This is a genomic window from Mycobacterium vicinigordonae, from assembly GCF_013466425.1.
Lineage (GTDB): Bacteria > Actinomycetota > Actinomycetes > Mycobacteriales > Mycobacteriaceae > Mycobacterium > Mycobacterium vicinigordonae.
On sequence record NZ_CP059165.1, the window covers coordinates 5,341,691 to 5,355,633 of the forward strand.

Sequence of the window (13,943 nt, forward strand, 5' to 3'; positions counted from 1 at the left end):
GTGCGTACAGGTGTGCACTAAGGGCGTCATAGGTGAAGGTAGTCGTTATCGCAGCGGCGTGCCTGCCCGGGGTCGGGTCTGCAGGTCACGCCGTCCATCCGGGCTCCGCCGAGCACGCGGGTGGCCCCAGCGGGGGCAGCGAAGGTGACGGCGGCGTCGGTGGAAATGCCCAGGTGCATCCGGCGGTCGGGAACTAGAAGCCATCGGCGCGGGGGTCACGACCGCGCCAGCACCCGGTAGTTCACAAATGCCGGCGCGACCAATGCCGCCACCACCACGCCCAGCACCACCAGCGCCCCACCGCCGGCCGCTGCCGCGGTAGTTCCGACCATTGCGGCGGCCGCGCCGTGCAACGTGTCGGCTAGCCGTGGCCCGCCACCGACCACGACCGCGAACACGCCCTGAAGCCGCCCGACCACATCGTCAGAGGCAGCCTGCTGAAGGATGGTCGACCGGAAAGCCGCCGACACCATGTCCGCCGCACCACCGAATGCCAGGAATACCACCGCGAGCCACAGCATCGCCCCCGCCCGGCCGTGCGCCGCACCGCTGGCCAGACCGAAGCCCACCATGGCCAGGCCCCACGCCACAATCGAGACGACGATCACCAGCCCCTGGCGCCGGACCCTCGGAAACCACCCCGAGAACACTCCCCCGGCCACCGCGCCGACCGCGATGGCCGCCGACAGCAACGCCATCGCCGAGCCACCCTCGATGGGACCGCCGAAGCTCTGGTGCGCCATCTGCGGAAACAGCGCCCGCGGCATACCGAAGATCATCGCGATCAGGTCAACGACGAACGACATCAGCACCACCGTATTGCCGGCCAGATAACGGAAGCCGTCCAAGACCGCACCCAGACCCCACCGAGACGTCCCGGCAGTTTCCACGGCGGGCATCGGCGCCAGCCGGAAAGTCGCCCAGATCGGCAATAGGCATGTCACAGCGTCAAGCAAATACAACGCCGATAGGTCGACCCAGTTCAGCAGCACACCGGCCAGCAGCGGCCCGGCGATTGCACCGAACTGGCCCACGGTCATGTTCAGCGCGTTGGCTGCGGGCAATTGCTCACCGGGCACCATCCGCGGGATGGCCGCCGAGCGCGCCGGTGAATTGACGGCAAAGAACGCCTGCTGCACCGCCAGCAGACACAGCACCACCCAGACGTCGTTAAGCGCCAGTAGCGCTTGCAACCAGAGCAGCAGCGAGGACACCGCCAGCCCGCACGACGCGACAATCAGCAGCACCCGCCGGTCCATAGCGTCGGCCCAGGCACCGCCCAGCAGCCCGAACACCACCAGCGGCACCAGCGAGAACAGTCCAGCCAGCCCAACGTACGCCGAGCTCTGGGTCAGCGCGTAGATCTGGACCGGGACCGCGAAGATCGTGAGGTTGGCGCCGATGACGGTCGGAATGCCGGCCACCCAGAGCCGGCGGAAATCAGGGGTGCGCAGCGGGGTGGTGTCCGCGAACAGTGGCATCGTCGATGAGGTTACCGGTGGCGATCGCGGGCGCCCCGAACCCAACCGCGCTGCCACGGCCCAGGCCGCAGACCGCAACCCGCCGGTCGGCCGTCCATGTTGCTGGCGGTCTTTACCCGATCTTGACCGTGCGTTGAATCGACTTACCGACGATGGCGGATGTGACTACCCTTCAAGACGTGGAGCTGGGGGTTTTGGGCCCTCTTCAGGTCCGGCAGCGCGGCGTACCCGTCGTCATCCCGGGCGCCAAACCGCGCGCCTTGCTCACCGTGCTGGGTTTGCACCACGGCTCCGTCGTTCCGGCCGATACGTTGATCGAACTGCTCTGGGGCACCGATCCGCCCCGCACCGCCGCCAAGGCCCTGCAAACACACATCTCCGCGCTGCGCCGCACGCTTGGCGACGGATTCGTGTTGACCGAGGGATTGGGATGGAAGCTCGCCGGAGCAGACGTCGATGCCTCGCGTTACAGAGCGACAGCCCGGGCGGGACGTGACGCGGCTGCCGCTGGCGACACCAGCCAGGCGGTGGCCCGCTTCGAAGAGGCGCTTTCGCTGTGGCGTGGAATCCCCGAACTGCCCGACGGTCGGCGCGGCACGTCAGAAAAGACGCGCTGGATCGAGGGCCATGCCGCGCTCGTCGAGGACCGCGCCGACGCGTTGTTAGCCACCGGTCGCGCCGCCGAGATCATCGGAGACCTCGAGGCCGCGGTGGCCGAGGCACCGCTTCGCGAAAGACGTTGGGGCCAACTGATGCTCGCCCTGTACCGCGCCGGCCGTCAGGGCGAAGCCCTCGCCGCCTACCAGCGGGCGCGGTCAATGCTCGCCGACGAGCTGGGCGTCGACCCCGGACCCGAACTGCGTCGCCTCGAGGCGGCCATTGTCGCGCAGGACTCTTCTCTGGATGTCGTTGTTGTACAGCTACTCCCGTCGGTAACGCGGGCGGTCACCTTCTTGCTGACCGATATCGAAGGATCCACGTCCGCTTGGGAATTGGACGCCGACGCGATGGCAGTTGCGTTGGCTCGCCACGACGAAATCATCGAACAGGTCGTCACCGCCCGTGGCGGACGGCTGATCAAAACCCGCGGTGAGGGCGACGCGACGTTTTCGGTCTTCGACCGGCCGTCGGCAGCGGCCGCTGCCGCTATTGATCTGCAGGAAGCCATCTTTAGTGAGCCGTGGGCATTACGGGAGCCGATGCGGGTACGCGTGGCGCTGCACACCGGCGAGGTCGAGTTCCGCGACGGCGACTACTTCGGCCGGGCGGTCAACCGCGCGGCGCGGTTGCGGTCGCTGGCCGCCGGCGGGCAGATCCTGTGCTCGGGCGCCGTCGCCGAACTTGTCATCGACACATTGTCCGACGACGTGGTGCTCGCCGATCTGGGGACTCGCCACCTGAAGAACTTGGCCCGCCCGGAGCACGTTTTCGAACTCCGCCTGGACACCGAGCGACACGAAGACGTCAATCTGGAAGCTCCGACGCTGGAACGGCCGCCCCTGCCCGCGGTGTTGATCGGCCCGGGTCCCTTCGTCGGCCGCGGTCCGGAACTGCAGCGGCTGCTGTCGTCGTGGCAGAGCGGCGGCACGCATGCGGTGTTGATCGCTGGCGAGCCGGGGGTCGGCAAGACCCGGCTGGCCGGTGAATGGTCCCAGCGGGCCTACAAACAGGGGGCATTCGTGCTCTACGGCCGGTGCGACGAGGATTTGGGCGCGCCGTATCAGCCGTTCGCCGAAGCGCTGCGGTCGCTGGTGCCGAGCGTGGGCGCGGACCGGTTGCGCGGACTACGCGGTGTGGAAGCGCTACTCCCCCTTGTTCCCGGACTGCCCGACGTAGTGCCCGATCTGGCGTCCCCGGCCCGTTCGGGCCCCGACACCGAGCGCTACGCGCTATTCGATGCCGTCGTCGCTCTGCTCGAAGTAGCTTCGGCCGCGGCGCCGGTGATCCTGGTCCTCGATGATCTGCACTGGGCGGCAAAGCCGACCCTGCTGCTGTTGCGGCATCTGCTGCGCTTCGGCGACCGGGCCCGCGTCCAGATCGTGGGCACCTACCGCAGCACCGACCTCGACCGATCGCACCCGTTGGCGGCGATGCTCGCCGACCTGCACCGGGACGGCAGCGCCAACCGGCTGAACCTCAGCGGTCTCGACCAGGACGACGTCACGGCTTACGTGGCCGAGGCCGGTTACGACGAGGAACTCGCCCACGCGTTGGCATCCGTCACCGGCGGCAACCCGTTCTTTCTGATCGAGGCGCTGCGCCACGTCGACGAGAGCGGCGGCGTCTGGGATCAAAGCACCCTGCCACAAGGGGTGCGAGAAGCGGTGAGCCGCAGGCTTTCCCGACTCTCTTTGGAAACCAACAAAGCGCTGTCGGCCGCGGCCGTCGTCGGCAGCCGGTTCGGCCTAGAACTGGTCGAGACGGTGATCGGCACCGATCTCGTCGACGCGTTCGACGAGGCGTGCCAAGCGGGTCTGGTCATCGAAGAGCCCGGCGGCCGGTACCGCTTCAACCACGCCATCGTGCGGCAGTCGCTGTTAGCCGAGCTGGCATCGGTGCGGCGCATGCGGCTGCACCAGCGCATCGCCTCGACGCTGGAGAATCAGCCCGGTGCCGACGACCAGCTGTTAGCAGAACTGGCGCATCACTACTTCGAATGCGCCTGGGCTGGAAACGCATCGAAGGCCGTGTCTTTTTGCCGGCGTGCCGCAGACCAGGCGATGGCTCGGCTGGCCTATGAGGGTGCGGCCGACCTCTACGACCACGCGCTGCACGCGTTGCAGGAGATCGACGACGAGCTGCCCGACCGCGACGAGCAGACCGCCGAGCTGCTGGTGGCGCGCTGCGAGGCGCTGCTCGCCGCGGGCGATATGGGTGCGGCGACAGGTGCGGTAACCCAATTGCATTCGGCAGCAGTCGATTCCCTGCATCTGACGGCATGGGCGACGTGCTTCGATGGGCAGTTGTCGATGCTGATCCACCCCGAACGACTCGATGAAGTAGAAGCCGCATTGGGGGTGGCCGCCGCCAGGTTAGCCGAATTGGACGATGCCGCAGGCGAAGCTAAGGCACACACCGTACGGGCTGGGTGCCTGGCCCGCCTCGGGCGTATCGGTGACTGTGAAGTCGCGCTGGACGATGCCCTCACCGCGGCGCGGCGATCGCGAGACCACCGTCGGGTGAACGCGGTGCTGGCCGGTGCACCGCTGGCGGCTCTGTGGGGTCCTAATCCTGTTCCGCGCGCGGGCGGCCGGTGCCTTGACGTGGTGCGGCTGCTGCGCATCACCACTGACTCGCCTGCGGTCGAGGCCACTTCGACGCGATGCCAGGCGGTCCTCGAGGCGTTTCGCGGACGCACGGCCGCCGGTCGGCGCATGATCGACTCCGCGCGGCGCACTGTCACCGAGCTCGGGCTGCGGCACTCGCTGCTCGAAGTGGAGCAGTTCGCCGGTATCGTCGAATTGGTCGCCGCTGATCCTTCCATGGCCGAGCCACATCTGCGTAAGGCCTACAACGGTTTCCGTCGAATGGGTTTAGATGCCGACACTGCCGAGACCGCTGCGCTGCTTGGACGCGCTTGCCTCCTGCTCGACCGCGAGGAAGAGGCCAGCGAATTGTGCGCGGAGAGTGAGCGTCTAGCGGGGCACGCGTTGAAGGCATCAATTGCGTGGCGCTTGCTTCGGGCGCACTTGCTGACGCGCTCTAGTGATTACGACGAGGCTCGCCAGGTAGCTGAGGCCGCCGTCAGCCTGGCCGAGCGCACCGACTTGTTAGTCGACCACGGCGATGCCTGTCTCACCCTCGCAACAGTATTACGCGCTGGCGGCGATGCCGCGGCCGCACGTGCCGCAGCCAGCCGGGCTGTCGATCTGTATGAGCGGAAAGGCGCTGCGGCACTTGCCGAAATGGCACAGTCGACGCTTGCGGCCGAACGTCGCCTTGTACTAGCCGCACCCGACGAGGCGCGCGTCGAGCTGGACAACGCGTGTGTCCGAGCATCCGGCCAGGTGGCGGCCGCTGTCGATCGCGAGGCTTGGGACGAGCTGGCGCGGCTTTTTGCCCCCCAGGTGATCGTCGAGAGCCGCCGGAAGTTAGTTCGCTTCAACCGGGACGATCTTCCCACCGCCCCGTGGCCGCAGCAGGTACGCCGGCTCGGTGAGAGCGGGGCACTGCGGTTCCAGACTGTCGGAGTCCTGGCAGTACGAGGAGAACACCTTGCCCTGACTCGACTGAAAGTAGGCACGGCCGACAAGAGCGTGGGGTCGCCGCACGACGAATTTCTTCAATTGTGCCGTCTCGACGCGGACGGGCGTATTGCACTTCAGATTTGGTTCGACCTCGATGACGTTGACGTCGCAATCGCTGAACTCGACGCCGCGCACGAGCGGTCCGGGAAGGTGCAGGAAGCGTCCGTCGAACTGCACAACGCATGTGTGCAGGTGATCCGCCACGGCGAAGCTGCTATCCATCGCAAAGCGTGGGACGAGTACGAGCGGTTGATTTCACCCGACGTCATTGCCGAGAGTCGGCGAAAGGTGGTCGGGTTCAAGCAAAACGATCTCCCCGACGAATGGCTGGATCAGGCGTCGCAGCTACTGCGGTCGGGAACCGCACGCCTCGCCTCGATTATCGTCCTAGCCACCCGAGGCGAGCACCTAGCTCTCGTCAGGGCGGTGCTGGGCACCGACGACGAGAGTCCAGGCGCGCCGTCTGACGAATATCTGCACCTGATTGCCATCGACGATCAGGGCCGAATCTCGCGGCAGGTGTTCTTCGACGCCGAAGACATCGATTCCGCGCTGGCCGAGCTTGACGCCGCGTACGCCCGGTTCGCGAAGTCCCGCCCTCAAACGCCTCTCGAGAACACCGCAAGCCGCGCGGATGCTCGGTTCAACGACCTTTTCGCAGGGAGGTGCTGGAACGAGTTCGACGCCCTACTCATCGACGACCTCCGTATCGAAGATCGACGGCAGGGGCTTCACCAAGACGGCCGTGGCCGCGCCGCAGCGCTCGCTGAGCTTCGGGCGATCGCGGGGGTTGGCACCACGACAATGACCTCGCACGTGGTCGCGGTTCGCGGAGAACGTCTGGCCCTCGTTCGTACCAAGTACTCGGGCCGAGACACTCGGCCCCCGGGGTTCGATACCGAGGTACTCCGCATCGCCGAGATCGACACCGAAGGTCGGATGCTCGCATACGTCGCGCTCGACGCCGATGACCTCGACGCCGCGTTCGAGGAGCTCGATCGTCGATATTTGGCCGGGGAAGGTGCGGCCCACGCCCACACCTGGTCGGTGCTCGTGCAAAGTTTCGCTGCGTTCAATAGACACGAACTCCCTTCGGTGACGCCGGACTGGGTGAATGTCGACCACCGCCGCGCACGAGCCTTCGCGCCCGGCGACCTCGTCCCATACATCCGTGCCACATGGGAACTCGCGCCGGAAGCCACCATCTATGTCGTGGCCGTGCACCGCCTGAGTGGCCTCGGGGCGGTCGTCACGCAGGCGACATGCGGGACGTCGCGAGCTGGCTTCGACGTCGAGTGGCTAGAGGTCACTCTTTTTACGGTCGAAGGCGGCCGGATCAGCCGTTGTGAGGTTTTCGAAGAGGCAGACCTGAACGCGGCAATCGCGAGGTTCGATGAGCTCACCCAACCGCTGCCGCGACTGCAGAATGCGGCAAGTCGGGTCGACCAAAGAGTTCTCGCGTACCTTTCGGCCGGAGACTTGGCGGCTACCGCGGGTTTGTTGTCCGACGGCTATTGCAGCGATGATCGGCGGCAGGTAGTCGGCGTCGGCACCATACGCGGTCTCGCTACCGCAAGCGGGAACGCCGCAAGCGCCGAACTCGGAGTCACCTTCGAAGTACTGGAGGTCATCGCAACCCGCGGAGATCGTCTCGCCCTCAGTCGAATACGCTGTTCTCGAACGGATCAGCGCAATGGACCCCTCGACACCGAGATGCTCAGCCTCGTCGAGGCCAACCCCGACGAGCATCTGAGGGCGCGAATCATGTTCGACCCTAACGATGTCGACACTGCCTTCGCCGAACTGGATGCGCGATACCGCGCTGGTGAGGCCGCACCATACCTGGATACCTGGTCGTCGATCAACCAAGGTTTCGCCGCTCTCAATCGCCGCGAACTCTTTGCCTCAGAGCCTGATTGGGTCAATATCGATCACCGCAAAGGGACCTCGATCGCGACTGGTGAGATGCCGGCGCTGCTTGACGCGGCATGGCGTGTGCCGTCCGAGCTGACTTACCGCATTGTGGCAGTGCCACGTTTGAATGAGCACGGAGCCGTCCTCACCCACGTGACCCGCGAGACCTCGGACGAAGGCTTCTTGGCTGAGTGGCGGGTAATCAGCGTCATCACCTTCGATGGCGAGTTGGTCGACCGTTGCGAGATTTTTGATGAGGCAGACCTCGATGCCGCGATCGCTCGTTTCGATGAACTACACCTGCCAGCAAAACGATTGCAGAACAAGGCGAGCCGTGTCGGCGCTCGTTCCTTTGGACATTTCGCCGCGGGTGAAATCGACGCGGTGGCCGAGATCATGGCGGCCGGCTGTCACATCGAAGACCGCCGCAAGTTGGTGAGCGTCGGGTCCTGGGACGGTCACGATGCCGTCATGGCAAATATGCGGGCGTTGTCCGACGGTGCGACGAACAGAACATTGACCGTTATCGCGACGCGCGGGGAACGACTCGCCCTCTTTCGGGTCAGTGCGCCGAATCGCGATGCAGGGCAAGGACAGTTCGGCGTCGAGGTGCTCAGCATCACCGTGATCGACGCCGACGAGCGGATCACCGCTCACGTCCTGTTCGAGCCGGACGACTTCGACGCGGCTTTCGCCGAACTCGATGCGCGCTACCTCGCCGGCGAAGCCCCCGCTGCGGCTCGTACGTGGTCGATGATCGCGGGAGCCTACGCAGGATTCAAACGACATGATCTTCCCGCGATGACGTCGAATCTGGTTTACGTCGACCACCGACCGCTCGTGTCGATCGAGGGGGTTGACCTTGCCGCATCGATACACGCCTTATGGGATCTCATGCCTTCCAGCCGCGCGTACATCGAGGCGGTGCATCGCCTGACCGAGTTCGGGGCCGTCATCACACAGGCGGTGACCGGAACGTCGCAGGACGGCTTCGATGCTGAGCTTCAGATGGTGGCCGTTTTCACGGTCGAGGGCGACCTGCTTGCTCGAGCCGAAGTCTTCGACGAGACAGACCTCGACGCCGCTATCGCTCGCTTCGAAGAGCTGCACGCGCAGGCGCAGCAACCACAAACCGCGGCCTGCAGAGTGGCCGAGCGCTTTATCGCGAGGTACGCGGTCGGCGACTGGAACGCCATGGCGGACATGCTTGCCGAAGACTTTCTGAACGATGATCGCCGTCAATTGGTGGGTTCGGGAATCCGACTGGGCCGGGATGCCCATATGGCGGATGTGCAAGCCCTCACCGACCTATGCCTCACCAATGTGACGCCGAGAGTCATAGCGACCCGCGGCGAACGACTAGTCCTCGCCCGCAACAGTCTTTCAGATAGCGAACTGGGACCCGAGGCTAACCTCACCGAAGTACTCAGCATCCTCGAGATTGCCTCCGACGAGCGGATTGTCGCTCTGATCACCTTCGACGTCGACGACCTTGAGGCCGCTTTCGCCGAACTCGAGGCCCGATACCTCGCCGGTGAGGTCGCCGCCCACGCTCGCACCTGGTCAGTCCTCACCGGGGCATACGCGTCCCTCAACAAGCACGAAATACCGTTGACAGCAACTGATTTCGTGGACGTCGACCACCGACCCCTGGCCCCGGTCGGGCCTGGCGACCTCAGGGCTTACCTGCGCGCCGCGTTGAACGAAACGACGCACAACAACCTCTACGTTGAGACTGTTCATCGATTGACCGATACCGGTGCGGTCGTCACTCATGTGGCGAGCGGGACTACATCTATGGGCTTCGAAGCCGAGTGGCGCATCACCGTCCTCTTCATGATCGAAGGGGAGTTGCTCAGCCGGTGCGAAATGTTCGACGAGGCTGATCTCGATGCCGCTCTCGCCCGCTTCGACGAGTTCGACCGCTCACCTAGGACATAACCCACCGCGAGAACGGCACAGGCGCGATGATGCATCGCCGGACTCGCAACGGGGATGACGGTCATGAAACTGGCCCGGGCGTGGCCTGAACGCGGGGCAAACGACCCCACGGGCATCACGGCTGCAGTCGCTCCACCACGCCGTCGCAGACCCTAATCCTGTTGTGCAACCGGTCTTCTCGGCCCTGCCAGAACTCAATTACCTCGGGCGCGATCAGGTACCCGCCCCAGTTCGGCGCAACCGGCACCCGTTCGGTGTCAGCGAACCGCGCAGTCACGGTGGCCAGCTGCTCGAGCAGCGCCGCACGCGACGCGATCGGCTGCGACTGATGCGAGGCCCAGGCCCCCAATTGCGAGCCACGCGGCCGCTTCGACCAGTACTCTTCAGTCGCCTCTGCCGCGACCTTGGTGACCGCACCCCGAACGTGGATCTGACGCCCCAGCCGATACCACGGGAAGGTTGCCGACGCATACGGCGTCGCCGACAGCTCCAAGCCTTTGGCCGAGTTGTAGTGCGTGAAGAACGTGATCCCGTTTTCGTCGGCTCCTTTGCACAACACCGAGCGGCTCACCGGCCGCCCATCCAGGACGGTGGCCACCACCATGGCGTTGGGTTCGGCAACTCCGGCGCTCTCGGCGTCGGCCATCCACCTACGAAACAGCGCCAACCAACCGTCCGCCAGCCAGTTCGCGTCGAGATCGGTGCTTCCATCCTTCTCGACGGATCCGTACTCCGCCCGCATCCCAGCCAGGCGATTCTGCTCAGCTCCGGTCACCGCGCCCACGCTACTCGCCGCCGGTTACCAGCCGGTAGTAACGGGCCTGCGGACGGGTGCAAGAATCAAGCCCCATGACAGTGGTCCCCGAGGATTTTGTCCCAGGCTTAGAAGGTGTGGTGGCATTCACCACCAAGATCGCCGAACCGGACAAGGATGGCGGCGCACTGCGCTACCGCGGTGTCGACATCGAGGACTTGGTGGGCCGCGTCCACTTCGGTGATGTATGGGCACTCCTCGTCGACGGAGACTTTGGCCGCGGGCTGCCGCCGGCCGAGCCGTTCCCGTTACCGATCCACACCGGCGACGTGCGGGTCGACGTCCAGGCAGGCCTGGCGATGCTGGCGCCGATCTGGGGATACAAACCGCTGTTGGATACCAACGAACCCACCGCGCGCGACCAGCTGGCCCGCGCGTCGGTGATGGCACTGTCTTACGTCGCGCAATCTGGCCGCGGCATCTACCGGCCCGCGGTTCCCCAGCGCGTCATCGACGAATGCTCAACGGTCACAGCACGTTTCATGACGCGCTGGCAGGGCGAACCGGACCCCAGGCACATCGAAGCGATCGACGCCTACTGGGTGTCGGCGGCCGAGCATGGGATGAACGCATCCACCTTCACCGCGCGAGTGATCGCCTCTACCGGGGCCGACGTGGCTGCGGCCCTGTCCGGCGCCATCGGAGCGATGAGCGGCCCCCTGCACGGTGGTGCCCCGGCTCGCGTGCTGCCGATGATCGAGGAAGTCGAGCGCACCGACGACGCCCGCGGTCTGGTCAAGGGCATTCTGGACCGCAACGAGAAGCTGATGGGCTTCGGGCACCGCGTCTACCGCGCCGAGGACCCGCGCGCCCGGGTGTTGCGCGCCACAGCCAAACGGTTGAATGCGCCGCGGTACGAGGTCGCTGCCGCGCTCGAGCAGGCGGCCCTGGCCGAATTGCGGGAACGCCGCCCCGACCGGCCGATCGAGACCAACGTGGAGTTCTGGGCGGCCGTCATCCTCGATTTCGCCGGGGTACCGGCGGAGATGATGCCGGCGATGTTCACCTGTGGTCGCACCGCAGGATGGTGCGCACACATTCTTGAACAGAAGCGGCTCGGCAAGCTGGTCCGCCCGTCGGCGATCTACGTGGGCCCGGACCCCCGCAGCCCGGAATCCGTGCCGGGTTGGGACGCCGTCGCCACCCCCGTGTGATCCGCTCACCCTATTGCCGCGAACGTAACCGGGCCGCGATTTCCCGGCGCTGATTGCACGGCTGGTGATACCAGCGAGTGCGAACGAGTAAGACAATCTGCTGCCTAAGCGATGAGTTTTCGGCACCGCCCTGGTCAATACGAGCGACCGCACATCGAGCATCAGGAGTGACCATGGCCATCACCGTCCAACCCGCACTGTCCCCCCACCTCGTCGTCGACAACGCCGCCGCCGCAATCGACTTCTACGTCAAGGCGTTCGACGCGGTTGAGCTGGGTCGGGTGCCTGGGCCGGATGGCCGGTTGATCCACGCCGCGGTACAGATCAACGGCTTCACCGTGATGCTCGCCGACGACTTCCCGGAGATGTGCAGCGGCCAATCGATGACCCCGAAGGCGCTGGGTGGCACCGCAGTCACTATCCACCTGACCGTCACCGACGTCGATGCCAAGTTCCAGCGCGCGCTCAACGCCGGGGCCACCGAGGTGATGCCGTTGGAAGACCAGTTCTGGGGCGACCGTTACGGCGTGGTCGCCGATCCGTTCGGGCACAACTGGTCACTGGGACAGCCTGTGCGCGAGGTCAGTTACGACGAGATCCAGAAAGCCATGTGCGCCCAGGCAGACTAGTTTGTCGCTGTTGCTGGTGCCGTATTCGCCGGTGGGACGCCTACAGCTGCGTAACCTGTCCGAGCGGGTACAGCTAGCGCCGAAGCCGTGCCAGCAGGCGTCGTCCCCGGGTAGGCGGCTGCGGCGCGGTGGCAGCTACCGCAAGCATGTCGGCGACATCGGTGAACTTGACCCGCGGCCGCCCATCCTCACCACCGCGCGCAATTTCGGCGGCGTCGATGGCTCGCCACCCAGCAGAGTCCACGACGGCCGGCTGGCGCTGGGCCACCAGCTTCCGTAATGCCGCGGGTTTGGCAACCGGGGCGGTCAGGCGTCCCTCGTTGAAGTCGGCCACCAGCGCCCGGATGGTCTGCAACGAGTCGGACTTGTTGGTGCCGATGAAGCCGGTGGGCCCACGCTTGATCCAGCCTGCGACGTAGGCGCCCACGACGGGCCGTCCGGTCTCAGGATCGATGACGCGGCCCTCCTCATTGGGGACGACGGCGGCTGACTCGTCGAACGGGAGGTCGCGAATTGCCTTACCGCGGTAGCCAATCGAGGTCAGCACCAGGCCCGCGTCAATGCGGCGCACCTCGTCGGTGCCAGAGACGTCGAACTCGACGCCAGTGGCGTGCGCCTCACCGAGGATACGGCGGGGTGTCAGCTGGTACGCCAACCGGATACGCGGTCCTGATGCCGGCGACGAGCTGTCGCCTAGCGCGTGCAGGATCTCCAACTTGTTGCGGGTCAGTGCATCCGACACAGTGGCCAGGTCCTGCTGCACCAGCCGGTGGTCCTCGGCGTCGAGCACCACCTCAGCGGTAGCCGTGAGGCCGATCAGCTCGGGTAGGGTGAATGCCGAGTGGGCGGGTCCGCGGCGGGCCGCGATCACCACCTCCCTTACCGCCGATTTTTCGAACGCCTTCAAGGCGTGATCAGCGATGTCGGTGCGGGCCAACTCGTCTGGGTCGGCGGTGAGCACCCGCGCGACGTCCAGTGCGACGTTGCCGTTGCCGACGATCACCACCCGCTCATGGCTGAGATCGACTGGCAGGGAGGAATACTCGGGATGTCCGTTGATCCAGGCGACCAGCTCGGTAGCGGTGCCGGTGCCTGGCAGGCCCATTCCCTCGATGTTGAGGCGACGATCGTTGGGCGCACCCACCGCGTACAGCACCGCGTGATGATGCTGTAGCAGCTCAGCGTGGCTCAGGTGGTTGCCGATTTCCACATTGAGGAAGAACCCAAACCGCCGATCAGCGGTCACCCGGTCGAACAACCGAGTCACCTGCTTAGTGTGCTGGTGATCAGGCGCCACCCCAGCTCGCACCAAACCGTATGGTGTGGGCAGCTTTTCGAAGATGTTGACCCGCACGTTCTGTTGCACCAGGAGTTCGTCTGCGGCATACATGGCCGCTGGCCCCGATCCCACGATGGCGACCGTCAGCGGCTCGTGTTGTGCGCTCACAGCGGCGGCCGGGAGTACCGCGGCCAGCTTCGAGGTCGGCGGCAGCTTCACGCCGGCGGGCCGCTCCGGGTAGAACGACGCGTTGATCTCCACGAATGGCAACTGTTTGAGGTCAAGCTTGCTGTCGGGCACGATCGCGCCAACTGGGCAAGCACTCACGCAGGCGCCGCAGTCTACGCAGGCCACCGGGTCGATGTAGAGCATCTCCGATGTCGCGTAGCCCGGCTCGTCCGGGGATGGGTGGATGCAATTGACCGGGCACGCGAAAACGCACGACCCGTCATTGCAGCACGACTGGGTAATTACGTGCGGCACA

7 protein-coding genes are annotated in these 13,943 nt (G+C 65.7%); 4 read left to right on the forward strand and 3 right to left on the reverse strand.

Annotation, left to right across the window (positions count from 1 at the left end; translation table 11 throughout):
* The first annotated feature begins 32 nt into the window (after positions 1-32).
* Positions 33-197: a hypothetical protein gene (locus tag H0P51_RS23775; protein WP_180915275.1), complete on the forward strand. Its 165-nt coding sequence runs from the start codon at positions 33-35 to the stop codon at positions 195-197.
* 18 nt (positions 198-215) lie between these two features.
* Here the strand turns inward: H0P51_RS23775 and H0P51_RS23780 are convergent, their stop codons facing one another.
* The gene (locus tag H0P51_RS23780) at positions 216-1,481 is read right to left on the reverse strand and encodes an MFS transporter (protein ID WP_180915276.1); all 1,266 of its coding nucleotides are present in this window, start codon (positions 1,479-1,481) and stop codon (positions 216-218) included.
* Between the two features lie 179 nt (positions 1,482-1,660).
* On the opposite strand from H0P51_RS23780, the gene H0P51_RS23785 reads away from it, so the two are divergent.
* Positions 1,661-9,583, forward strand: a complete 7,923-nt coding sequence (locus H0P51_RS23785) for a BTAD domain-containing putative transcriptional regulator (protein ID WP_246398912.1) — start codon at positions 1,661-1,663, stop codon at positions 9,581-9,583.
* A gap of 115 nt (positions 9,584-9,698) precedes the next feature.
* Here H0P51_RS23785 and pdxH read toward each other — a convergent pair whose 3' ends face one another.
* A complete protein-coding gene (gene pdxH, locus H0P51_RS23790) occupies positions 9,699-10,325 on the reverse strand; it encodes a pyridoxamine 5'-phosphate oxidase (protein ID WP_180919194.1) in 627 nt (208 codons plus the stop codon).
* Between the two features lie 107 nt (positions 10,326-10,432).
* On the opposite strand from pdxH, the gene H0P51_RS23795 reads away from it, so the two are divergent.
* Both H0P51_RS23795 and H0P51_RS23800 read left to right on the forward strand, forming a co-directional pair.
* Positions 10,433-11,551: a citrate synthase 2 gene (locus H0P51_RS23795; protein ID WP_180915278.1), complete on the forward strand. Its 1,119-nt coding sequence runs from the start codon at positions 10,433-10,435 to the stop codon at positions 11,549-11,551.
* Between the two features lie 173 nt (positions 11,552-11,724).
* On the forward strand, positions 11,725-12,180 hold the full coding sequence (locus H0P51_RS23800; protein WP_180915279.1) for a VOC family protein: 456 nt from the start codon (positions 11,725-11,727) through the stop codon (positions 12,178-12,180).
* Positions 12,181-12,253: 73 nt separating this feature from the next.
* Here H0P51_RS23800 and H0P51_RS23805 read toward each other — a convergent pair whose 3' ends face one another.
* Positions 12,254-13,942, reverse strand: a complete 1,689-nt coding sequence (locus H0P51_RS23805; RefSeq protein ID WP_180915280.1) for an FAD-dependent oxidoreductase — start codon at positions 13,940-13,942, stop codon at positions 12,254-12,256.
* Between the last annotated feature and the right edge of the window lies 1 nt (position 13,943).